Annotated in this window: 21 protein-coding genes; 8 read left to right on the top strand and 13 right to left on the bottom strand. The window is 71.4% G+C overall.

What is annotated here, in order from left to right; all coding sequences use genetic code 11:
• Window positions 1-130: 130 nt before the first annotated feature.
• Both ACZ6BG_RS38200 and ACZ6BG_RS38195 read right to left on the bottom strand, forming a co-directional pair.
• Complete coding sequence (locus ACZ6BG_RS38200) at window positions 131-319, bottom strand: DUF397 domain-containing protein (protein ID WP_469010743.1); 189 nt, start codon at window positions 317-319, stop codon at window positions 131-133.
• Complete coding sequence (locus ACZ6BG_RS38195; RefSeq protein WP_469010739.1) at window positions 316-1,131, bottom strand: helix-turn-helix domain-containing protein; 816 nt, start codon at window positions 1,129-1,131, stop codon at window positions 316-318. The genes ACZ6BG_RS38200 and ACZ6BG_RS38195 overlap by 4 nt, the downstream gene beginning before the upstream one ends.
• A 78-nt stretch (window positions 1,132-1,209) precedes the next feature.
• Here ACZ6BG_RS38195 and ACZ6BG_RS38190 point away from each other — a divergent pair, with 78 nt between their 5' ends.
• The gene (locus ACZ6BG_RS38190) at window positions 1,210-1,638 is read left to right on the top strand and encodes a hypothetical protein (protein WP_469010737.1); all 429 of its coding nucleotides are present in this window, start codon (window positions 1,210-1,212) and stop codon (window positions 1,636-1,638) included.
• A gap of 36 nt (window positions 1,639-1,674) precedes the next feature.
• On the opposite strand, the gene ACZ6BG_RS38185 is transcribed toward ACZ6BG_RS38190, so the two are convergent.
• Window positions 1,675-3,324: a hypothetical protein gene (locus ACZ6BG_RS38185; RefSeq protein WP_469010735.1), complete on the bottom strand. Its 1,650-nt coding sequence runs from the start codon at window positions 3,322-3,324 to the stop codon at window positions 1,675-1,677.
• Between the two features lie 316 nt (window positions 3,325-3,640).
• On the opposite strand from ACZ6BG_RS38185, the gene ACZ6BG_RS38180 reads away from it, so the two are divergent.
• The 3 genes from ACZ6BG_RS38180 (at window position 3,641) to ACZ6BG_RS38170 (ending at window position 6,533) form a co-directional block, all read left to right on the top strand.
• Window positions 3,641-4,087: a hypothetical protein gene (locus tag ACZ6BG_RS38180; RefSeq protein WP_469010733.1), complete on the top strand. Its 447-nt coding sequence runs from the start codon at window positions 3,641-3,643 to the stop codon at window positions 4,085-4,087.
• Between the two features lie 46 nt (window positions 4,088-4,133).
• Window positions 4,134-4,454 (top strand): hypothetical protein, encoded by a 321-nt coding sequence (locus ACZ6BG_RS38175; protein ID WP_469010731.1) that lies wholly within the window; start codon window positions 4,134-4,136, stop codon window positions 4,452-4,454.
• A gap of 393 nt (window positions 4,455-4,847) precedes the next feature.
• Window positions 4,848-6,533: an acetolactate synthase large subunit gene (locus ACZ6BG_RS38170; RefSeq protein WP_469010727.1), complete on the top strand. Its 1,686-nt coding sequence runs from the start codon at window positions 4,848-4,850 to the stop codon at window positions 6,531-6,533.
• A 92-nt stretch (window positions 6,534-6,625) separates the two neighbouring features.
• On the opposite strand, the gene ACZ6BG_RS38165 is transcribed toward ACZ6BG_RS38170, so the two are convergent.
• The 3 genes from ACZ6BG_RS38165 to ACZ6BG_RS38155 form a co-directional block, all read right to left on the bottom strand.
• The gene (locus tag ACZ6BG_RS38165) at window positions 6,626-8,140 is read right to left on the bottom strand and encodes a glutamate synthase-related protein (RefSeq protein WP_469010724.1); all 1,515 of its coding nucleotides are present in this window, start codon (window positions 8,138-8,140) and stop codon (window positions 6,626-6,628) included.
• A gap of 131 nt (window positions 8,141-8,271) precedes the next feature.
• Window positions 8,272-9,363 carry a sensor histidine kinase gene (locus tag ACZ6BG_RS38160; RefSeq protein ID WP_469010721.1) on the bottom strand — a complete coding sequence of 364 codons (1,092 nt, stop codon included), beginning with the start codon at window positions 9,361-9,363 and terminating at the stop codon, window positions 8,272-8,274.
• Window positions 9,356-10,051, bottom strand: coding sequence for a response regulator transcription factor (locus tag ACZ6BG_RS38155; RefSeq protein ID WP_469010719.1), 696 nt, complete (start codon window positions 10,049-10,051; stop codon window positions 9,356-9,358). Before ACZ6BG_RS38155 ends, ACZ6BG_RS38160 begins: the two co-directional genes overlap by 8 nt.
• A 129-nt stretch (window positions 10,052-10,180) precedes the next feature.
• Here ACZ6BG_RS38155 and ACZ6BG_RS38150 point away from each other — a divergent pair, with 129 nt between their 5' ends.
• The 3 genes from ACZ6BG_RS38150 (at window position 10,181) to ACZ6BG_RS38140 (ending at window position 12,582) form a co-directional block, all read left to right on the top strand.
• Window positions 10,181-10,801 (top strand): M15 family metallopeptidase, encoded by a 621-nt coding sequence (locus tag ACZ6BG_RS38150; RefSeq protein WP_469010716.1) that lies wholly within the window; start codon window positions 10,181-10,183, stop codon window positions 10,799-10,801.
• Window positions 10,798-11,895, top strand: coding sequence for an endonuclease/exonuclease/phosphatase family protein (locus ACZ6BG_RS38145; protein WP_469010714.1), 1,098 nt, complete (start codon window positions 10,798-10,800; stop codon window positions 11,893-11,895). Before ACZ6BG_RS38150 ends, ACZ6BG_RS38145 begins: the two co-directional genes overlap by 4 nt.
• A 114-nt stretch (window positions 11,896-12,009) precedes the next feature.
• Entirely contained in the window at window positions 12,010-12,582 is a 573-nt protein-coding gene (locus ACZ6BG_RS38140) for a dihydrofolate reductase family protein (protein WP_469010711.1), read from the top strand.
• Between the two features lie 52 nt (window positions 12,583-12,634).
• On the opposite strand, the gene ACZ6BG_RS38135 is transcribed toward ACZ6BG_RS38140, so the two are convergent.
• The 3 genes from ACZ6BG_RS38135 to ACZ6BG_RS38125 all read right to left on the bottom strand — a co-directional run bounded on the left by ACZ6BG_RS38135 (window position 12,635) and on the right by ACZ6BG_RS38125 (window position 14,394).
• Window positions 12,635-13,294 (bottom strand): DUF5063 domain-containing protein, encoded by a 660-nt coding sequence (locus ACZ6BG_RS38135; protein WP_385710042.1) that lies wholly within the window; start codon window positions 13,292-13,294, stop codon window positions 12,635-12,637.
• Window positions 13,287-13,886, bottom strand: coding sequence for a recombination mediator RecR (recR, locus tag ACZ6BG_RS38130; protein WP_016638709.1), 600 nt, complete (start codon window positions 13,884-13,886; stop codon window positions 13,287-13,289). Before recR ends, ACZ6BG_RS38135 begins: the two co-directional genes overlap by 8 nt.
• Window positions 13,887-14,052: 166 nt before the next feature.
• A complete protein-coding gene (locus ACZ6BG_RS38125; protein WP_078619650.1) occupies window positions 14,053-14,394 on the bottom strand; it encodes a YbaB/EbfC family nucleoid-associated protein in 342 nt (113 codons plus the stop codon).
• A gap of 288 nt (window positions 14,395-14,682) precedes the next feature.
• Between ACZ6BG_RS38125 and ACZ6BG_RS38120 the strand changes: the two genes are divergently transcribed.
• Window positions 14,683-15,426 (top strand): SLATT domain-containing protein, encoded by a 744-nt coding sequence (locus ACZ6BG_RS38120; RefSeq protein ID WP_469010861.1) that lies wholly within the window; start codon window positions 14,683-14,685, stop codon window positions 15,424-15,426.
• Window positions 15,427-15,536: 110 nt separating this feature from the next.
• On the opposite strand, the gene ACZ6BG_RS38115 is transcribed toward ACZ6BG_RS38120, so the two are convergent.
• From ACZ6BG_RS38115 to ACZ6BG_RS38100, 4 genes are all read right to left on the bottom strand, one after another.
• Complete coding sequence (locus ACZ6BG_RS38115; protein ID WP_469010699.1) at window positions 15,537-16,187, bottom strand: hypothetical protein; 651 nt, start codon at window positions 16,185-16,187, stop codon at window positions 15,537-15,539.
• 88 nt (window positions 16,188-16,275) lie between these two features.
• Window positions 16,276-18,723 carry a dolichyl-phosphate beta-glucosyltransferase gene (locus tag ACZ6BG_RS38110; RefSeq protein WP_469010696.1) on the bottom strand — a complete coding sequence of 816 codons (2,448 nt, stop codon included), beginning with the start codon at window positions 18,721-18,723 and terminating at the stop codon, window positions 16,276-16,278.
• A complete protein-coding gene (locus ACZ6BG_RS38105) occupies window positions 18,720-19,475 on the bottom strand; it encodes a GntR family transcriptional regulator (protein WP_469010692.1) in 756 nt (251 codons plus the stop codon). Before ACZ6BG_RS38105 ends, ACZ6BG_RS38110 begins: the two co-directional genes overlap by 4 nt.
• Before the next feature lie 254 nt (window positions 19,476-19,729).
• A complete protein-coding gene (locus ACZ6BG_RS38100) occupies window positions 19,730-21,088 on the bottom strand; it encodes an aminotransferase class III-fold pyridoxal phosphate-dependent enzyme (protein ID WP_469010689.1) in 1,359 nt (452 codons plus the stop codon).
• Window positions 21,089-21,361: the final 273 nt, after the last annotated feature.

Raw genomic sequence — 21,361 nt, 5'->3', positions numbered from 1 at the left:
CGTTCTGATGCAAGCTGACTACGAAACGTCACCCTTGAGGGTGATGTGCCGTTCAACTCCCGTAGGCGGTTGGTTGGTTGGGTCCGAATTCAACCAACCAAACCCAGGGGAAGAGCTCGGGTCCCGGGGCTCAAGCTCCGGGCCGACCTGCGGAAACGAAGGCCTTCCAGGCGGGGGCGGAGACGTTGAGGTGGGGGCCTGCGGCCCGCTTGGAGTCGCGTATGTGGACGACGTCGGGCCCGCCGAGGGCAACTTCGACGCAGTTGGCGCCTTCGTCGTCGCTGTAGCTGGACTTGAACCACGTCAGTTCGTCGCTCACAGGTCGCTCGCCATCTGCTCGATGAGATCGGCCGACTCGACCGGACCGAGGGCCACCGTCCGGATCATGCTAAGCCGCTCCGTGTGCTTGCTGACCACCTGCGCGTCCGCGGTGAACTGGCTCACCGCCTGGCCGTCAGACAGCGCGAACCGCTCGTGGTCACGCGTCTCCAGCAGCACCATTGGGCCAGCGAGCGCGACCGGGATCGCCCTGCTGTACGGCAGCACCTGAAGCGTGATGTTGTTCCGCTGCGCGAGTTCCTGAAGGTGAACCAGCTGCTCCTTGTCCACCAGCGGGCTGTGCAGCACCGCCTCGTACAGCACGAAGCTGAACCCGACGAGCGGCTTGCGGGCCAGGAGCTGCTGTCGCTCCATGCGCGCCGCGACTCGCTCTTCGACCGCGTCCTCGTCCAACGGCGGCAGCGAGTCGCCCATCAGCCGCCTCGCGTAGGCCTCGGTCTGCAAGAGCCCTGGGATCAGGGCGAGTTCGTAGGACCAGAGCGTGAGCGCATCCCGCTCGCACTGCATGAAATCCTGCGCCCGAGCCGGAAACGGCTCCCGCCTCACGTAATCCTTAGCCGCGCTCAGCAACCCTTCCGCATGGCACAGCTCGTCCGCCACATCAAGGACGCGGGCCGTCGGCATCCGCACACCCTGCTCCATCGCCTTGATCGTGTCCGGCGAATAGTTGGACGCGGCACCCAGCTCCTCGCGCGTCACGTTGGCCTTGGTGCGCCAGCGTTTCAGCTGGTTGCCGCCGTACCTCCACGTACCGGGAGAGCCTGGAGACGAGGAGTTGTACTGGACCGGCACAGCGGCCACCTCCCACAGCTACACGTGCGCGTGTCACCCCGCGGTCACTACCGAGCGTAGCTCGGCGAACAGCACCGTGTGACCATGAACAACGCGTTTCACTGGCCCGACTGGGTCCCCCTGGCGGGCCACCAACTCCGCGTGTCCGGAGTGCACTTCGACGCGCTGCGCGTCCCCGGCGTACGCGGGGAGCTGGTGGCGGCGCGCCTGATCGAGGAGGCGGACGGGGACGCGGGCCCCGTGATCTGCGAGGCCGTCGGCTTCCGGTGGATGTACTTCCTGGTGGCGCCCGGCACCGCGAGGGGGCACGCGTGGCCGCTCGGCGTGCAGCGGTTCGGCGGGGCGGGCTGCCGCACGGTGACGTACATCGGCGTACCGGCCCTGGACGGCAACACCTGGCCGCTGCGCTGGTACAGCGAGCCGACGCCGACGGCACCGTTCGTGGACCCGGCGGGGCTGCGGGCGGCGCTGGCAGGCGCGGACGCGGACCAACGGCCCGGGGCCTGACCTGGCGCAGCTGCCCGGCCGTCCGCTGCGGGCCCGTTACGCGCGGTCGAGTCCGTCCTCGCGGACCCGCAGGGCCAGGTCGATCTTGGTGTGGGTCGGGCGTCCCGCCGCCAGGTACTTGGCCTTGACCCGGCTCAGGTAGTACTTGGCGGTGTTCGGGGTGATGCCGGTGCGGCGGGCGGCGGACTGGAGGGTCAGGCCCGAGGTGTATTCGAGCAGGACGCGCAGCTCCTTGGGGGACAGGTGCGGCACCTCAGCCGACGGCCCGCCCGAAGGACCATCGCTGCTGCCGACCCGCGCCAGCCAGCCGGGCAGATCGGGGGCGCCGAATTCGTTGCTGAAGACCTGCGGACGGTGGCCGCAGCGGTAGACGTCGTCGCGGACGGCGCCGTGCACGCGGAAGCCCAGGCCGCGGACCAGCTCCTGGTAGTCCGAGCTCGCGGTGGACACCACGAGGCGCCCGGCCGCGATGCCCTGGCGCAGTACGTGCCGCAGGAGCAGGGCGCGTGCGGTGGGGTCGTCGCAGTGGGCCGCGCCGAGGAACAGCCCGCCGCCGGCCAGCATCCTGCTGTGCTGCTGGATCAGCGGTTCCGCGCAGTCGGCGCTCTGCTCGCCGATCGGCAGCAGGTTGGCCACGCCGATCGGTCGGCCGTCGCGGTCGTGGGCGAGGTGGAAGGTGGAGATGTCGTGGCCGGCCCAGCGCTCGGTCAGACGTGCGCTCCGCCGCGGGTCGAAGCCGCTGTGCCGGGCCCACCGGTCCATCAGCCGCGCGATGTCGTCCTGGTCCGCCGCGCATGCCGGGCGGAAGCCCACAGCGCGTTCGCCGGTGGGGAAGAGCTCGCGGCGGACCCGCGGGTCGCCGGTGAGGAAGAGCGCCTGGTCGGCGAGCGCGGCGCGCTCCTGGCCGTCGTGGGCGCGCCGGAGCAGGGCCAGCCGGTAGTCACGGGCCCGGGTCAGGCTGTCCTCGTGGGCCTCCGGCCGGCGCCAGCGGTAGGCGAGTTCGAGGACCGACCGGTACGGTTCGGCGATCCGCAGGCCGAGGGCGTCGCGGTAGACGATGCTGAGCGCCGCGAGCCTGCTGAACTGGTCGGGCCCGCCCGGCAGCAACCGTTCGTCCGCGGTCCGCACGGTGGCGAGCATCCGTAGGGCGTGCCGCCACCGCCGGCCCGGCAGTTCGCGGCCGAGCCGCTCCAACACCACCTGCGCGAGGCGGTCGGCGACCGCGCCGGGCGGTTCGCACTCCGCCCCGCAGGCCAAGGCGCGGCGGGCGGTGTCCGCGAGCAGCGGGATGCCCCCAGCGAGCCGGTGCAGCAGGGCCCGCGGGCCGGGCTCCCGGATGTCGGCCGTCATGACCCTGATGCGCCCTTCACAGGCGGGTGCGACGGCGACGGCGACGACGGGGTCCGTCCAGCGCGGATCCATGGCGAGCGGTTGGCGGCTGACCACGACCAGGCCGGAGTGCCGGTGCCGGGCATCGTGCAGGGCCGCACTGACGGCGGCTACCCGCTGCGGGCCGTCAACGCTGTCGAGCACCAGGGGGCGCCGGGCGGCGGCCGGGTCGGCCAGATGCCGACGCAGCGCACGGAGCGCACCCGGCAGGTCGGGGTCGAGGTCGACCCTCGTGATGCCGTCCAGGTGTGCGAGGAGGTGGGACTTGCCCACGCCGAGCGGGCCGGTCAGGTTCACCTGCCGGTGTCCCGCCAACGCCCCTCGTACGTCCTGCAGTATCTGCGAGCCGTTCCCCCCGGAGCCGCCCACGAACACCCCCGCGTCCGGTCATGCATGGTGTGTGATGCACCGCGGCGTGAACGGTTTCCATCACTAACTGGCTATTCCTCAATATGCCGTCAAATAAGGGGAGTTGGCAACGCCCCGCCCGAATGGGCGGGTGCCGGAGGCGTGGCGGGCCGACCTAGCCTCGCTGACGAGGGGCCTTCCGTAGGGACCCCAGCTCGGTGCACGGACCGCCCGTGACCACCGAAGCGACCTGTGAGGAGAATCCGTGAGCCGCTCGTCCTTTCTGCCTCGGCGCGCTGCCGCCGTGGCCCTGGCCGCCTTGGCGTGCCTCACCGCCAGCGTCACCTCCGCCCAGGCAGCCCAGGCCGGTGCCGGTGCCGTAGCGGGGGGCGGGCACCAGGCCCGCACCTCCGTCACCGACCCGTGCCCGCTCGGACCCGTCGGCTCCTACGACCCCGGCACCACTGCGGCCCGGCGGTCCGACTGCGGCGCCCCGAAGCAGGCGGCCGTCGTGCCGGAGGTGCGGACGTTCACCGGCAGTGGGCTGGGCACAGGACCGTCCCAGGCCGTGGACGGCGCGGTCCGGATGGCGTACACGAGCGCCCAATGGGCCGGGTGGCAGTCCACCCAGTGCTACGTGCGCGGCACCGACGTCCGGTGGGCCGGCATCGGCGTGTACGCCGCGGTCGCCGAATTGTTCTGCCAGCGCTGAATCGCAGCGCTTCTGGCCAAGTCATCACTGAGAAGGGAACACTGACATGATCTCCAGGTTCATCCGCGGCGGTGCCGTCGTCGCCCTGGCCGGCCTCGCCGCGCTGCTGCCGACCGCCGCCCACGCCGACACGGGCACCGCCAGCAGCGCCGGCGCCCCCACCGCCGCGCAGGAGCGGCAGGTCTTCACGGGCTGGGCGTACGAGAACAGCCCCAAGGAAGCCAAGCGCGAGGCCGAGAAGAGGGCCCGCCAGCACGCCCTGATCAGCGGGTTCACCCCTGAGCAGTGCGTGCTGCTCTACGCCAACTCCTACCGGCTCGGGCCCGGTTACTACAGCGCCGACGCCGCGATCGCCTGCAACCGCTGAACCCGCGTGCTCCCGGCTGAACCGTGCTGAACCAGTTCGTGCCGCCGGTGCCGGAGGACGACCAGGGCAGGCCGCGCCGCTTCATCGTCCGGCGCTCCTGACCCCGCCCTGCGACGCCGCCCCACCCGCCGGACCGGGGGTGAGGCGGTGTCGCCGGGGCACGGCCGGTGACCGATTGCGGCCCGGGTAGTCGCACGGCGGGCAGGTACTTCTCGCCGTGTCCGATGGTTCGGGGTGTCGGCATGGCGACGAGGAACGCTGGGCGGCGATCAAGAATTGCGAGGGCCTGGCTCGTAAGACCCGGTCCGCAGGCGTCCGAGTCGTGGGCCGGGGTAGACGTCTGACCGGTCCGCACATCGGCGCGGCCGTAACCCGGGAGAGGACACGATCAGCGTGAGCGACGCCGAGCACCGGAAGCAGACCCCCGACGGAGCGGCCGAACTCCTGGTGCGCTGCCTGGAGAACGAGGGCGTCGAGGTGGTGTTCGGCGTGCCCGGTGAGGAGAACATCCGTTTCACCAACGCCCTCGCCCGCTCGGAGAAGATCCGCTACGTCCTCACCCGGCACGAGCAGGCCGCGTCCTTCATGGCGGAGATGCACGGCCGCCTCACCGGCTCGGCGGGGGTGATGTCCGCGACGCTGGGGCCCGGCGCGATCAACCTGATGCTGGGCGTCGCCGACGCCATGACGAACAGCACGCCCGTCGTCGCGATCTCCGCGCAGGTCGGCAAGGAGCGTAACTACAAGGAGTCCCACCAGTTCGTGGACCTGGTGAGCATGTTCGCGCCGGTCACGAAGTGGTCGGCGGGCGTCCCGGCCACCCGGGCCATCCCGGAGATGGTGCGGCGCGCGTTCAAGACCGCGGAGTCCGAGCGGCCCGGCGCCGTCTACCTCGCCGTGCCCGAGGATGTCGACGAGGCGACGGACGGCTCGGACCTGCGCCCGCTGCGCAGGAACGTCGTACGGCCCGAGGCGCCGTCCCCGCATCAGGTCAAGCGGGCGGCGGAGCTGCTGCGGCAGGCCCGCCGACCGGTGATCCTCGCCGGGCACGGCGCGGCGCGCGGAGGCGCCGAGGAGTCGCTTGCGGCGTTCGCCACCGCACTCGACGTGTCGACGGCGACCACCTTCCACGGCAAGGGCGTCCTGCCCGACGACCACCCCTGCGCGACCGGCACGTTCGGCTTCATGCGGCGCGACTACACCAACTTCGGGTTCGAGCGGGCCGACGTCATCATCGCCGTCGGCTACGAGCTGCAGGAGTTCGACCCGTCCCGGATCAACCCGGACGGTGACAAGAAGATCATCCACATCCACCGCTTCCCGGCGGAGGTGGACGACAGCTACTCGGTCGACGTCGGCATCATCGGCGACATCTCCGCCTCCCTCGACGCCCTCGCCACCGAACTCGACGGCCTGCGCTGGAGTATCGACGACAAGGACACCACGGCCACCCGCGCGCTGCTGGCCAAGGAACTCGAGCAGGGCGCCGCGGACGAGCGCTACCCGCTCGCCCCGCAGCGCGTCATCGCCGACACCCGCGCCGCGCTCGGTCGCGACGACATCGTGCTGGTCGACACCGGCGCGCTGAAGATGTGGATGGCCCGGCTCTACCCGACGTACGCGCCGAACACCTGCCTCATCTCCAACGGCTTGTCCACCATGGGCTTCTCGCTGCCCGGCGCGCTCGCGGTCCAGCTCGCCAGGCCGCGGACGAAGGTGCTGGCGGCGGTCGGCGACGGCTCGTTCCTCATGCACTCCCAGGAGATCGAGACGGCGGTCCGCGAGAACATCCCGCTGACCGTGCTGATCTGGGAGGACAACGGCTACGGGCTCATCCGGTGGAAGATGGACCTGGAGGTCGGGGAGAACTCCAACACCGACTTCGGCAACCCGGACATCGTCCAGTACGCCCGCAGCTTCGGCGCGAAGGGCTACCACATCGAGTCCGCCGGGGACCTGCTGCCGACGCTCCGCGAGGCACTGGCGGACCCGGGCGTGTCGATCATCAACTGCCCGGTGGACTACGCCGAGAACATGAACCTCATCGAGCACCTCGGGCACCTCGACTCGGCGCTCTGACCCGCCCGCGCGGCGCGCCCGACTCCCGTACGGGCCGCGCCGCCGGGGCCGCTGTCCCGCCTCGCGCGCGGTGTCCCGACCCGAGGGCGTGCTCAGGCAGTGAGCAGCTCGGTGATCTCATCGGCGAGCTCGGGGCCGAGCGAGCCCCAGCCGTCCTTGTAGCCGTAGACGCATCCCAGGGTGCGGGCGTCGTAGTCGCCGTTGAGGATGTCGATGTCCGCAGGGGTGATGAGCGAGGGATGGGCGACGCCGACGGCACCCGAGACCCTCAGCAACTCCCTGCGCAGGGTGCGCAGGTAGCCCGCGGCCCGGATGGCCTTCGAGGGTGCGTCGATGCCGCGCGTCAGCCACGGGTTCTGGGTGGCGACGCCGGTGGGGCATGCGTCGGTGTGGCACTTCTGCGCCTGGATGCAGCCGATGGACAGCATCGCCTCACGGCCCACGTTGACCATGTCGACGCCGAGGGCGAACGCGACCACGGCGTTCTCGGGCAGGCCGAGCTTGCCGGAGCCGATGAAGGTGATGTCGTCGGTCAGCCCGCGCTCGGCGAACACGCTGTAGACGCGGGCGAAGCCCATGCGGAACGGCAGGGACACCGAGTCGGCGAAGATCAGGGGAGCGGCCCCGGTGCCGCCCTCGCCTCCGTCGACGGTCACGAAGTCGACCCCTCGATCACCTCGCTCCATCAGGGTGGCGAGCTCCTCCCAGAAGCCCATTTCCCCGATGGCGCTCTTGATCCCGACGGGCAATCCGGTCTCCGTGGCGAGCAGTTCCACGAAGTCGAGCATCGAGTCCACGTCGTGGAACGCGGTGTGCCGCGCGGGCGACGCGCAGTCCTCGCCCGCGGGGATGTCGCGGATCGCGGCGATCTCGTCGGTCACCTTCGCACCCGGCAGCATGCCGCCGAGCCCCGGCTTCGCCCCCTGCGAGAGCTTGATCTCGATCGCCCTGACGGGCCCGCTCGCGACCACGGACTTGAGTTCGTCGAGGTTGAACGTCCCGTCCTCGTTGCGGCAGCCGAAGTACGACGTACCGATCTGGAGGACGAGCTCCCCGCCGTTGAGGTGGTAAGGCGACAGGCCGCCCTCGCCGGTGTTGTGCATCGTCCCGGCCAGCGCCGCGCCCTTGTTGAGTGCCGTGACGGCCGCGCCGGACAGCGAGCCGAAGCTCATCGCCGAGATGTTGACGACACTCGCCGGACGGAACGCCTTCGCGCGGCCTCGTGGTCCGCCGAGCACCTTCGCCGAGGGCAACGGCGCCTGCGCGTCGCGCAGATCGGGCAGCCGGCCGGCGAACGTGCGCTGCTTCACGTACGCGTGACCCTGCTCGTGCTCGACGTCGTCGTCGGTGCCGAACCCGAAGTAGTTGTTCTCCTCCTTCGCCGACGCGTAGATCCAGCTGCGCTGGTCACGGCTGAAGGGCCGTTCCTCGTCGTTGGACGTCACGATGTACTGCCGCAGCTCGGGGCCGATCTTCTCCAGCAGGTACCTGGCGTGACCCAGCACGGGGAAGTTCCTCAGCAGTGCGTGCTTTTTCTGCACGAGGTCGCGGGCGGCCACCAGCGCCAACGCCGTGGCGGCTGACGCGCCTATGTTCCGAGCACGCATGAAAGACGTTCCTCTCCTCGACTGGCCGAACCTCACCACGACCGGCTACCCCACGCCGGGCCAGAGGGCGCTCACTCATTTCAAGATTCCTTGGCCGAGACCTGCGTCACCAACCTCCGTGGACAGAACACCTAGGCCCCGGGGCCAGCGCCTCTCGGCAGCTCGACCGTGACGCGGAGCCCGCCCTCGGGGCGCGGGGTGAGCGTGAGGGTGCCGTCGTGCGCGTTCGTGATCGTCTTGACGATGGCGAGGCCCAGGCCGAGGCCCGCGTGGTCGGTGTGGAGGCGTTCGGCGCCGCGCTGGAACGGCTCGGTGAGGGTCGCCGCCAGCTCCGGGGAGACCTTCTCGCCGGTGTTCTCGACGGTGAGCAGCACGGTCCTGGGGCGAAGAGCGGTGGTGACACACACGGTGCCGTGCGCGGGCAGGTTGTGGACGATCGCGTTGTGCACGAGGTTCGTGGCCAGTTGGAGCAGGAGCGCCTGCGACCCGGTCGTGGGGGTGATGTCGCCGGAGGTTTCGAGGGTGACGCCGCGCTTCTCCGCGAGGGGGAGGAGGGTTTCGGTGGCCTCTTCCGCCATCAGGGACAGGTCGACGTGTTCCGGGGTGAAGGACCGCTGGTCGGCGCGGCTGAGCAGGAGCAGTGCTTCGGTGAGGTCGATGGCGCGGGTGTTCACCGTCTGGAGACGGTCGATGATCTCGCCCCTGTCGTGGTCCGGATCGGTGCGGGCCACGTCGAGGAGCGTCTTGGAGACAGCGAGCGGCGTACGCAGCTCGTGCGAGGCGTTGGCCGCGAACCTCCGCTGCTCGGCCACGTGCGCTTCGAGCCGTTCCAGCATCGTGTCGAAGGCGTCGGCGAGTTCGCGGAACTCGTCCTCGCGGCCCGGAAGACGGATCCGGTGGGAGAGCGAGCCGTCGGTGGCCATCCGCGTGGCGTCCGTGATGCGGGTCAGCGGGGCGAGCATCCGCCCGGCGAGGAACCAGCCGCCCAGGAGTCCGAAGACCAGCAGGAACACCATGACCGCGACTGCCGTCGGCCCGAAACCGCGCACCATGTCGGTGCCCGGAGTCTGCTTCCACGCCCCCTCTTCGTTGGTCCGCAACCATCCCTGGCTCAGCAGGAAGAACCCCGCGGCGCCGATCAGCAGCACCCCCGCGAGCATGAGGAATCCGGCGTAGCTGAGGGTGAGCTTGAGGCGCACGCTCAGGCCGGACCTCCTATCCACGGTCACCGCTCCCGCGCCCGGTGCCCGGCGTCGAGTCGATGCGGTAGCCGACGCCCGGCACGGTGGCGATGAGCCAGGGCTCGCCGAGGCGTTTGCGCAGGGCGGAGACCGTGATGCGTACGGCGTTGGTGAACGGGTCGGCGTTCTCGTCCCACGCCCGCTCCAGAAGTTCCTCGGCGCTCACGACACCGCCTTCGGCCGCGACGAGGACTTCGAGGACCGCGAACTGCTTGCGGGTGAGCGCGACGTAGCGGTCGTCGCGGTAGACCTCGCGGCGGAACGGGTCCAGGCGCAGGCCCGCGATCTCCCGCACGGGAGGCCTGCTGTGGGCGCGTCTGCGGTCAAGTGCCCTGAGTCTGAGCGCGAGTTCACGGAGTTCGAAGGGCTTCGTGAGGTAGTCGTCGGCGCCCAGTTCGAACCCGGACGCCTTGTCGTCGAGGCGGTCGGCGGCGGTGAGCATGAGGATCGGCATGCCGCTGCCGGAGGCGACGATGCGCTTGGCGATCTCGTCGCCCGAAGGACCGGGCACGTCACGGTCGAGCACGGCGATGTCGTACGCGTTCACGCCGAGGAGCTCAAGCGCGGTGTCGCCGTCGCCCGCGATGTCGGCCGCGATCGCCTCCAGGCGCAGGCCGTCGCGGATGGCCTCCGCCAGATAGGGCTCGTCCTCGACGATCAGCACACGCATGTCATAGACGCTACAAGCGGGCGCATATCGTCGGCATATCGAAAACCGCATACCCGCCCGCAACGCCGCGCTTCCTTCACTGGCGGTATGACGCGAACTCCCTCACCAGCCCGAACAGCGCCCCGCCGGATGCGATGGCTCCTCGCCGTCGGCCTGTTGGTGGCCACGGCACTGACCATCGTGGTCATCGACCGACAGTCGCGGGGGTCCTCGCCCCCGTCCTCCCTGTTACCTCCGTCCTCATCCGCCGGGCCGGGCCCGGACCACGCCCCGCACGGTGGCCGACGCGGTCCGCTCGGCGAGGCCGACGGTGTCGTCCCCGACGACGTGACGATCTACGACGACGGGATTCCCGCCGTGGCCCACCTCGACGAGGGCCTGCGCGACGCCCTCCGCGAGGCCGCGGACGACGCCGGGGACGACGACGTCGACTTCTACGTCAACAGCGGCTGGCGCTCCCCGGACTACCAGAACCAACTGCTGCGCGAGGCCGTCGCCAAGTACGGCTCGAAGGACGAGGCCGCCCGCTGGGTGGCCACCGCGACGACGTCACCGCACGTGGCGGGCGACGCCGTCGACATCGGGGACTCCGACGCCCAGGAGTGGCTGTCCGAGCACGGCGCCGCGTACGGGCTCTGCCAGATCTACCGCAACGAACCGTGGCACTACGAACTGCGCGACCACGCGAGCGACCGCGGCTGCCCGCGCATGTACGCCGACCCCACCGAAGACCCAAGGACACGGCAGTGACCAGCACCATCACCAACGCACCTACAGACGCACCTACGGGCACGGCCGCAGGCCCCGGCCCCAGCACCGGCCCCGCGCCCTGGCGCTCCGCCCTCCGCCGGGCCAAGCACGCCTGCACCCGCCCCGACCCCTGGAAACGCGGCCCACTCCTCACCGCACTCGCCCTCCTCCTCGGCCTCTTCCTGCTCCTGCACGGGTGGATCCCGAACCGGATCGGGAACGTGGGCAGCCTGGTGGAGACCTTCCTGCCGTGGTTCGGCGTGTTCGTCCCGGTGCTGCTCGCCGGGGCGCTCTGGCGCCGCTCCGCCGCCGCGCTGTGCGCGCTGCTCCTTCCGCTCACGGTGTGGCTGCACCTCTTCGGCGGGCTGCTCGTCGACAAGTCCCACGGCGGCGGCGACCTCACCGTGGTCAGCCACAACGTCGGCGCCGACAACCCCGACCCGGCGGGCACCGCCCGCGACCTGGCCGCCTCCGGCGCGGACGTGCTGGCCCTGGAAGAGATCAGCTCGCAGGCGAAGCCGCGGTACGAGAGGGCGCTGGCGAAGGCGTACCCGCACCACGCGGTCCTCGGCACGGTCGGCCTGTGGAGCAAGCTGCCGCTCTCCGACACCCGGCCGGTCGACACCGAGCAGGACGTCGGCCCCCTCGGCGACGCCAAGCCGGTCGACGTCACCCTGACCGACAGCCGGGCGCTGCGTGCCACGGTGGCCACGAAACAGGGGCCCCTCGCGGTGTACGTGGCCCATCTGGGGTCCGTGCGGGTCGTTCCCCGGGACGGGTTCACGACCGGCCACCGGGACCGGGGCGCGCGGGCCCTCGCCAAGGCCCTCGCCGCCGAGCGCAACGAGCGGGTGGTGCTGCTCGGCGACATGAACGGCACCGTCGACGACCGCGCCCTCGCGGGCCTCACCTCGCGGATGGACTCGGCCCAGGAGAAGGCCGGGGACGGCTTCGGCTTCACCTGGCCGGCGAAGTTCCCGGTCGCCCGCATCGACCAGATCCTGGTGCGTGGCGTAGAGCCGCAGGGCGCCTGGGTGCTGCCCGCCACCGGCAGCGACCATCTGCCGGTGGCCGCCGGGATCGACTACCGATGAGTTTTCCCGTGGCGCTCGGTCTGAGTAGCCAGAGATCATGACGGGCACCGGACAGCGAGTCCGGAACCCTCCAGGACGTCCGGCACCCCCGGACCGAGCAACCGAGGACCTTCGATGCGCACTCTGATCAGCACCGCCTTCATCTCGCTCGACGGCGTCGTCGAGGCCCCGGGCGGCGAGCCCGGCTACCGGAACTCGGGCTGGACCTTCAAGGACGTCGAGTTCCTGCCCGAGGCGTTCGAGATCAAGGGCCGTGAGCAGGGCGAGGCAAGCGCGATACTCCTCGGCCGGACCAGCTACGAGGCGTTCAGCCCCGTGTGGCCCGACATGGCCGAGTTCGCCGACTACAAGGTGATGCCGAAGTACGTCGTCTCCACCACCCTCGCCGAGGGCGACCTGGTGACGAACTGGGGCGAGACCACGATCCTGCGCTCGCTCGACGAGGTCGCCGCCCTGAAGGAGACCGAGGGCGGCCCGATCATCGTCCACGGCAGCGCCACCCTGAACCACGCCCTCTCGGACGCGGGCCTCATCGACCGCTACCACCTGCTGGTCTTCCCGCTCCTCCTCGGCGCGGGCAAGCGGCTCTTCAGCACCACGGACAAGGACACCCAGAAGCTGAAGCTCGTCGAGCACGAGGCCTACGCCAACGGGCTGCAGAAGAACGTCTTCGACGTCGTCCGCTAGGCCTGCCCGACGGGTCGGCTGGCAGAGGCCGCGCCGACCCGTCGGACGGGCCCTACGTCGCGGGGCGCAGGCCCAGCGGGCCCGCGATCTCCTCGGCCATGACCTTGCCCGCTTCCTCGGCGAGGGCGTCCTCCATCAGGTCCTCGTCGGTGTCCAGGCCGTTGAGGTCCTCAAGGGGCTGGTTGAGCCGGACGTGGGCGACCAGGGACTGCAGGGCGCGCAGGGAGGCGGAGGCGGTGGAGCCCCAGTTGGAGAAGTAGGAGAACTGCCACCACCACAGGGCCTCCGTGGTGCGGCCCTCGCGGTAGTGGGCGAGGCCGTGGCGGAGGTCGGTGAGGACGTCGGCGAGGTCGTCGGAGATCCGGCAGGCCACCGGAGCCTTGCGGGGCTCGTAGGGGTCGAAGACCTCGGAGTAGACGTCGATGGGGTCGAGCAGCCGGGCCAGGCTCTCGCGGAGGTCGTCGACGTCCGCCTCCGGGCCGAGGTCCGGTTCGTAGCGCTCGTCGGGGACGATGTCCTCGTGCGCGCCGAGGCGGCCGCCCGCGAGCAGCAGCTGGGAGACCTCAAGGAGCAGGAAGGGCACGGCCGAGTCCGGCTCGTCGCCCTTGGCGATCTCCGTGACCGCGACGATGAAGCTCTCGATCTGGTCCGAGATCTGGACGGCGAAGTCGTCCGGGTCCTGGGTGATCGCGTGCAGCGTGGCGTCAGACATCTAGGAGTCGTCTCCCCTCGAAGGCGCGGCCCAGGGTGACCTCGTCCGCGTATTCCAGATCTCCCCCGACCGGGAGTCCGCTGGCCAGTCGGGTCACTTTCAGGCCCATGGGCTTGATCATGCGCGCGAGGTACGTCGCCGTGGCCTCGCCCTCCAGGTTCGGGTCGGTGGCCAGGATCAGCTCCGTGACCGTGCCGTCGGCGAGGCGCGCGAGGAGTTCCCTTATCCGCAGATCGTCCGGGCCCACGCCCTCGATCGGGCTGATCGCGCCGCCGAGCACGTGGTAACGGCCGCGGAACTCACGGGTCCGCTCGATCGCCACGACGTCCTTGGGCTCCTCGACCACGCAGATCACCGACGGGTCGCGGCGCGGGTCGCGGCAGATGTTGCACAGCTCCTCCTGCGCGACGTTCCCGCAGGTCGCGCAGAAGCGGACCTTGTCCTTGACCTCAAGGAGGGCGTGCGCGAGCCGGCGGACGTCCGTGGGCTCGGCCTGGAGGATGTGGAAGGCGATCCGCTGCGCGCTCTTGGGACCGACGCCGGGCAGCCTGCCCAGTTCGTCGATGAGGTCCTGGACCACGCCTTCGTACACGGATTGCCTTCCTGTCTCCGGCCGCCGGCCTCGGCTTCCGGATCTTCAGTCTTCGGGGCTCAGGGAGCTTTCGTACGTACCGTAGTTGGCCGTCGGCCGACATAGAAGGGAAGCGCGGGCCACAACGGTGGCCAGGGCGCGGCCCCGCGAAGCGGCGGGCGACGTCCTAGAACGGCAGGCCGGGGATGCCGCCGCCGCCCAGACCCTGGGCGAGGGGGCCCAGCTTCTGCTGCTGCAGCGCCTGGGCGTTCTCGTTCGCCGCCTGCACCGCCGCGACCACCAGGTCCGCGAGGGTCTCCGTGTCTTCCGGGTCCACCGCCTTCGGGTCGATCACAAGGCCGCGCAGCTCACCCGAGCCGTTGACCGTCGCCTTGACGAGGCCGCCGCCCGCCTGGCCCTCGACCTCGGTCCTGGCGAGCTCCTCCTGCGCCTTGGCGAGGTCCTGCTGCATCTTCTGGGCCTGCTGGAGCAGCTGCTGCATGTTGGGCTGGCCACCACCGGGGATCACGATCAGCTCCTGGTTCCTCTGGTCCGTATGGCGGGATTTTCCCGTCTGGCACGAGCCTACGTGGTCACTGCCGCACTCGCCCCAGCACTCCGGTCGCCACTCTTTCGGGTGAGATCCGCCCAGCTCCTATACCTGATCAAGCGCCCCTTCCGGGCGGAAAAGCCGCGAAAACCGGCGCATAGCCACCCATTGGGCGGTAGGACTGGATGCCGCGCAGCGGCACCAGCCAATTACGTTGCGCCACCTATGCGGAAGCCGAGGGAGTGCCGGGTGAGCCACCAGCCGGAGATGCAGCCTGAGGGGGTGCCCCATGACGGGGACGGGGCCGGTGCGGGGACACCCGGGGCGGTGCCCGGCGACCTGGTGGGGCGATCGTTTCCGCAGGGCGACTGGGGAGAGCCCGCGGAGCGCCTCGACGAGCTGTACCGGTGGGTGGAGCGCGGGGCGCTCGAGACCGCCGGGTGGTATCTGCGCGACCGTACGCGCAAGCGGCTCGGCGCGCGGCTGCTGCGGGGCGGCGCGGCGCTCGGGGCCGCGGGGGCGGGGGTGCTTCCGCTGCTCGATCTCGCCGGGGGCGTGCGGGGCGTGGCCACCTGGGGATTCGTTTCGCTGCTCGCCGGGGTGGCGTGTGTGGGGTGCGACCGGTTCTTCGGGCTCACCTCCGGGTGGATAAGAGACGTCGCCACCGCGCAGGCCGTGCAGCGGCGGCTGCAGGTGCTGCAGTTCGACTGGGCCTCGGAGAGCGTGCGGGAGGTGCTCGGGCCCACGGAGGGGACCGCCAGTGAGGCGGCCGAGCGGTGTCTTGGGGTGCTGCGGCGGTTCACGGAGGACGTGACGGAGCTGGTGCGGGCCGAGACGGCCGACTGGATGGTGGAGTTCCGGGGCGGGCCCGCGCCTTTGGTGATGCAGGGTGCCGTGCCCGGCGGGGCTGTCGGGGCGCCTCGGGAGGGGGGCGGTGGGCCCGGGCGGTTTCCGTTGCCGCCCGGGGCCCGGCCGAACATGCCTCGGCAGCGGCCGCCTGAGCCCAGGTAGGCCTTGCCGGGGGCTCCCCAATCCCGCCCCTTCCCGAAACTGGGGCTCCGCCCCAGACCCCGTATCGGCGCTTCGCGCCTCGTCCTCAAACGCCGGACGGGCTGGGATGCTCAGCTGTAGATGATCATTGAGCCCTGGGCCAGGGACCGCGTCGTCGCCGCGTGCAGGCCCAGCCAGACGTGGCGTTCGCGGGCGAAGGGGCTCGGGTCGTGCGGGGGCGGGATGGCGGGTTCTTCCAGAGTGGTGGGGGCCTGGGGCGGGGCCGGGGGGAGCGGGGGGTTGGCCGGGTCTATGCCGATGGCGGGGGCCACGAATTCCAGTTCGCGCAGGAGGGCCTGGGAGGAGCCCAAGGGGCCGCCGCCGGAGAGGAGTTCGTCGTTGGACAGCGGCGCGGGGAAGTCCACGGGGACGTACGCGCCCGCGTGGTCGTAGTGCCAGACCAGGTGGGACTGCTGGGCGGTGGAGTCGAACATCTCCAGGAGCTGTTCGTAGTCCCCGCCGAGAGCGTCGACGGGGGTGACCTCCAGGCCGCAGATCTTCAGGAGGTAGGCGCGGCGCAGGAAGTGCAGCGCGTCGTAGTCGAAGCCCGCGACCGGGGCCACGTCGCCGGAGAGCCCCGGCATGTACGCGTACACGGGCACCGTCGGCAGTCCCGCGTCGCCCAACGCCTTGTCGTACGCGGCGAGTTCCTCGGCGAAGGGGTTGTCGGGGCTGTGGCACAGCACGTCGACGAGCGGGACCAGCCACAGGTCGCAGGCCAAGAAATGCTCCTAGGGTCGGTGAATGAGGGTCCTACGTACGTAGCTACCGTGCGTGTTGTCCCGGCAGCGTAGTGGTACCGGGGCCTGCTCAGCCTCCCCCGTGCACGTCCCAGATCCACACCCCGTCTACCCACTTTGCGCGCTGTCCAAGGAGGTCGTCGACCGTCGTGCGCAAGGCCGCGTCGGCCGGCTGCGGCGCGAGGACGAGGAGGCCCGCCTTCCAGTACCGCAGGTCGACCCGGGCCGCCTCCCGCCAGGCTTCGGTGATCCGCACGGCCCGGCCCGAATTGCGCACGTCCCGCAGGAGGTTGGAGGTGTTGCGGGGCGAGGCGCCGTAGATGCCGACGCGGTCCGGTCCCCAGGGCCCGTTGAAGTAGCCGCCGGGCAGCCGGAAGCCCAGGTCGGCGGTGGTCTGCCAGTGCAGCGCCTCGGCGTATGCGGGGTCGGGCAGCGGCACCGGTACGAGGGTCTCGCCGGACGCCGTGTCGACGTACCGCTTCCAGGTGCCGTCGGCGATGAACGCGGGCACCTCGGTGCGGTCCACGGCCTTCAGGGGGAGGGGGTAGAGCGGGAGGAGGGCGAGGGCCACGGCGGTGAGTCCGGCGTAGCGGAAGGGCCTTCCCCACATCCGCTCGCCCTCGGCGCCGCGCGCCACCAGTTGCCCCACGGCCAGCGCCACCAGCATCCCCAGCGCGGGCGCGCACACCATCGCCACCCGCGACTCGATGACCGACTCGAACAGCGGCTTGTCGGAGAGCAGGGCCCAGGGGCCGGACAGGACGACGTCCGTCCGCGGGATGCGGAACTTCGGGCCGAGGGAGAGGAAGGCCGCGGCGACCGCCGTGAAGGCGAGGGCCTTCACCGCCGGGCGCCGCCACAGCCACACCACGATCAGTAGGGCGAGGGCGATGAGCGGCCAGCCGTAGAAGGCGTTCTGCTCCGTGGGGTTCATGGAGAGGGAGGCGGCCGTGTCCGCGTCGCCCGCGAGGGAGCGCTCGGAGAAGGACAGCAGGGCCAGCGGGCTGTTGCCCGCGTTGTCGCCGTGCAGGACGCTCTTGTAGCTCTGCGGCCCGAAGAACTGCCACCACAGCGGGAACGCGACCAGGGGCAGGCAGACGGCGAGCCCGATGCCGATGCCGCGGGCCAGCGGCCGCCAGGCCGCGCGCGCGACGTCACGGCGCACCACCGCGTACGCCACCGTGAACAGCAGCATCCCCATCGCGGCGAGCAGCAGCGGCTCCTCGCCGAGGAAGATCTGGTACGTCGCGAAGAGGCCGAGGACGACCCCGTCCCGTACGACGCGTGTGCCCTCGCAGAGCCGCAGCGCGCGGTCGATGATCAGCGGGATCATGAACAGGACGATGAAGTTCGGGTGCGCGTGCGCGTGACTGATCATCGGGGGCGCGAAGGCGGCGAGGGCCGCGCCGAGGGCGGCGGCGCCCCGGTGGCGTACGAGACGGCGGACGATCAGCCAGTACCAGGCGAAGGCCGTCGCGGCGAGGCCGAGGGTCATCGCCAGATTGAGGCTGACGGCCGGGCCGAAGAGCCAGGTGACGGGTGCGAGCGGGACGGAGAGCCCGAGCATGACCGTGTTGGCCATGAGGTTCACGCCGTCGGGATACCCCTGCAGATCGGTGAACAGGGGGTTCTGGAGATGCCGCACGTTGTGCGCCGTGACCTCGAAGAACCACTCCCACTGGTTCTGGTCCTGGAGGGCGTGCGGGAGGTAGCGGTGGTCCGGGGACATCCAGCGGGCCGAGTACAGGACGGCGGCGAAGGTGACGAAGAGGGCGGCGACGAGGAGGTCGACGCGGCGCACGGAGCGGACCTTGAGGGACGTGACCTCGGCGAGCACCCGCGCGTAGTCGCCGGGGCGGACCTTGGAGCCCTCCTGGTGCGACCAGCGCACCGGGACCTCCGCGACCGGCCAGCCCTCGCGCCGGAAGTGATGCAGGATCTCCACGTCGATGCCCCAGCCGCTCAGCCGGGACGCGGCGAAGGCCGCGCGGGCACGGTCGCCGTCGAAGAGCTTGAACCCGCACTGGGTGTCGCGGATCCCGGGGACGGCGACCGCGCGTATCAGGAAGTTGCCGCCGCGGCCGAGCAGCTCGCGCAGCCGGTGCTGGTGGACGTCGATCGTCGCGCCCGGCCGGGCCCGGGAGCCGACGGCCGCCGCGTGCCCGTCCGCGAGCGCCTTCTCCAGGGCCTCCAGCTCCTCGATGGGCGCCGCCAGGTCGGCGTCCGTGACCAGGACGCGACGGCCGTACGAGGCGAGGACGCCCTGGCGCAGGGCGTGGCCCTTGCCCCGGTTGCGGCCGCCGCGCAGGAGCTGGATCCGGGGGTCCGCGGCGGCGGCATCGGCGGCGATCTCCGCCGTCCGGTCCGTGGAGCCGTCGTCGACGACGATCAGCTCCCACTGCGGGTACCCGGACTCCGCCGCGGGCCCGTCGAGGTAGCCGCGGATCGCCTCCAGGGTGGGGGCGAGGCGGCGTTCCTCGTTGTAGGCGGGGATGACGATGGTGAGGTCGACGGTCATGCGGGGGCCTGCGGGGGGTGGTGGCCGGGGCCGTGCTCGGGACGGCCCTGCGGGCCGCCGCTCGCGGCCAGGCTCTCGACGAGGTCCAGCGAGTGCGCGTTGTACTCGGCCACGATCGCGTGCGCGAGGACGGCGTCACGGCAGGTCAGGGCCTCCACCAGGTCCAGGTGCCGGGACCAGAGGCGGCCGCGCAGGTCGCCGCCGCGCTCCACCTCGCGGCGCAGGTGCGGGACCGCGCACACCCAGGACTGGACGCGCAGGCGGTGCAGGAAGTCCGACAGGTAGGCGTTGCCGAACAGGGCGCTCAGTTCGCGCCAGAAGCGCAGGTCGTAGCCGATCAGGACGGTGAGGTCGCCGGCCGCGGCCGCGCGGGCCGCCTCCTCGCCGCGGCGGCGCACGGACACGAAGCCCGCCGCCGGTACGGAGTGGTGGGCCGCCGTCGTCGCCACCTCGCGGAAGATGGCGTCCGCGATGAGGCCCCGGGCCTGGAGCATGCCCCGGTAGTCCGCCAGGGTGTGCTCGTGCACGCGGAAGCCGCGGTGCTGCACGGAGTCCAGGAGGCCCTGCGCCGAGAGGTTCACCAGGGCCTCGCGGACCGGGGTCGCGGAGACGCCGTACTGGTCGGCTATCTCCTTCACCGTGAACTCCTGGCCCGGCACGAGGCGGCCCGCGAGGATCTCGTCGCGCAGGGCGTCGGCGATCTGCTGGCGCAGGGTGCTGCGGATGACGGCCGGGCCGTCGGGTCCGGGCATGGTGGTGGGCCTCCCCCTACGCATTTCTCTGACGTGGGCGTCCTCGAACGGACGTGGGTAAGTTCTGGTCACTTACGAGCACGTCAGACTACGTGGTCGGGGTTCCCCCGCCCCATGACCGACGTCACCGCCGTCGGCAGGGGTGCTTTCGCCCTTGGGGTGCCCCGCCCCACACGGTACGGGCACCGTCGTCGTGGGCCGCCCACGGCGGGGGGCGCCGGACGGGTCTTCGTCCCACCCGTCCGGCGGCCGCGTCAGGCCACGTGCGCGTCGGCGGCGTCGAGCGCCGCGTCCAGGGCCGCGAGGCCGGCCTTCGCCTCGGGCTCCGAGATGTTGCACGGCGGCACCACGTGCGTACGGTTCATGTTCACGAACGGCCAGAGCCCCTGCGCCTTCGCGGCGGCGGCGAACGCGGCCATGGGGGCGTTCGCGTCGCCCGCGGGGTTGTAGGGCACGAGCGGCTCCCGGGTCTCCCGGTCCCGTACCAGCTCAAGGGCCCAGAACATGCCGACCCCGCGCACCTCGCCCACGCTCGGGTGCCGCTCCGCCAGCTCCCGGAGCCCGGGACCGATGACGTCCTCGCCCATCCGGGCCGCATGCTCGACGACCCCCTCGTCCGCCATGACGTTGATCGTCGCGACGGCGGCCGCGCAGGCCAGCGGGTGCCCGGAGTAGGTGAGCCCGCCCGGGTAGGGCCGCTTGGCGAAGGTCTCGGCGATGGCGCCGGAGATGGCGACGCCACCGAGCGGCACGTAGCCGGAGTTCACGCCCTTGGCGAAGGTCAGCAGGTCGGGGACGACACCGTCGTAGTGGTCGACGGCGAACCACTTGCCCGTACGTCCGAAGCCCGCCATGACCTCGTCGAGGACGAGCACGATCCCGTACCGGTCGCACAGCTCGCGGACGCCCGCGAGGTAGCCGGGCGGCGGCGGCATGATCCCGGCGGTGCCCGGGATGGTCTCCAGGATGATCGCGGCGATGGTCGCCGGACCCTCGAAGGCGATGGTGTCCTCCAGGTGCTGGAGGGCCCGCTCGCACTCCTGGGCCTCGTTCTCCGAGTGGAACGGCGAGCGGTACAGGAACGGCGCCCAGAAGCGGACGACTCCCGCCGAGCCGTTGTCGGACGGCCAGCGGCGCGGGTCACCGGTGAGGTTGATCGCGGCGGCGGTGGCTCCGTGGTACGAGCGGTACGCGGACAGCACCTTCGGGCGGCCCGTGTGCAGGCGGGCCATGCGGGTGGCGTTCTCCACGGCCTCGGCGCCGCCGTTGGTGAAGAAGATCTTGTCCAGGTCGCCGGGGGTGCGCTCCGCGATGAGGCGGGCGGCCTCGCTGCGGGCCTCCAGGGCGAAGGCGGGCGCGAACGTGGTCATCGTCGCGGCCTGCTCCTGGATCGCGGCGACGACCTTCGGGTGCTGGTAGCCGATGTTCGTGTAGACGAGTCCGCTGGTGAAGTCGAGGTACCGGTTGCCCTCGTAGTCCCAGAAGTACGAGCCTTCCGCGCCGGCCACGGCCAGCGGGGTGATGAGGTCCTGGGCCGACCAGGAGTGGAACACATGGGCGCGGTCCGCGGCGGACACGGCTGCGCCGAGCTGCGGGTTTGGCTGAGGGGTCATGGGGCCGAGGGTAGATGTCCACTTCGTGGACGGGACATGGGCGTCCTGTCTGGCGGCCGCCGGGGAACACGACACTCTGTCGGGCGGGGGCGCCGTCTTCGGGCGGGGGCGCCGTCTTCAGGCGGGGGCGCCATCTGCAGGCGGGGGCGCCATCTGCAGGCGGGGGCGCCATCTGCAGGCGGGGGCGCCATCTGCCCGCAGCAGGTACGAGCGGCAGGCGGTCGGCGTCGTCCGTCTCGGGTACGGCACGGGCGCGGGGGCCGTCCCGGGCGC

The sequence above is a fragment of the Streptomyces sp. NPDC041205 genome (genome assembly GCF_055591765.1).
The sequence above is the reverse complement of the archived record's forward strand: the minus strand, read 5'-3'. Positions and strand labels throughout refer to the sequence as shown.

Bases quoted from the DNA above. Each gene is read 5' to 3' on its own strand.
- ACZ6BG_RS38175 (WP_469010731.1), top strand. From the start codon at position 4,134: ATGATCTCCAGGTTCATCCGCGGCGGTGCCGTCGTCGCCCTGGCCGGC.
- ACZ6BG_RS38165 (WP_469010724.1), bottom strand. From the start codon at position 8,140: ATGCGTGCTCGGAACATAGGCGCGTCAGCCGCCACGGCGTTGGCGCTG.
- ACZ6BG_RS38155 (WP_469010719.1), bottom strand. From the start codon at position 10,051: ATGCGTGTGCTGATCGTCGAGGACGAGCCCTATCTGGCGGAGGCCATC.
- ACZ6BG_RS38150 (WP_469010716.1), top strand. From the start codon at position 10,181: ATGCGATGGCTCCTCGCCGTCGGCCTGTTGGTGGCCACGGCACTGACC.
- ACZ6BG_RS38140 (WP_469010711.1), top strand. From the start codon at position 12,010: ATGCGCACTCTGATCAGCACCGCCTTCATCTCGCTCGACGGCGTCGTC.
- ACZ6BG_RS38135 (WP_385710042.1), bottom strand. From the start codon at position 13,294: ATGTCTGACGCCACGCTGCACGCGATCACCCAGGACCCGGACGACTTC.
- ACZ6BG_RS38120 (WP_469010861.1), top strand. From the start codon at position 14,683: ATGCAGCCTGAGGGGGTGCCCCATGACGGGGACGGGGCCGGTGCGGGG.
- ACZ6BG_RS38110 (WP_469010696.1), bottom strand. From the start codon at position 18,723: ATGACCGTCGACCTCACCATCGTCATCCCCGCCTACAACGAGGAACGC.
- ACZ6BG_RS38105 (WP_469010692.1), bottom strand. From the start codon at position 19,475: ATGCCCGGACCCGACGGCCCGGCCGTCATCCGCAGCACCCTGCGCCAG.
- ACZ6BG_RS38100 (WP_469010689.1), bottom strand. From the start codon at position 21,088: ATGACCCCTCAGCCAAACCCGCAGCTCGGCGCAGCCGTGTCCGCCGCG.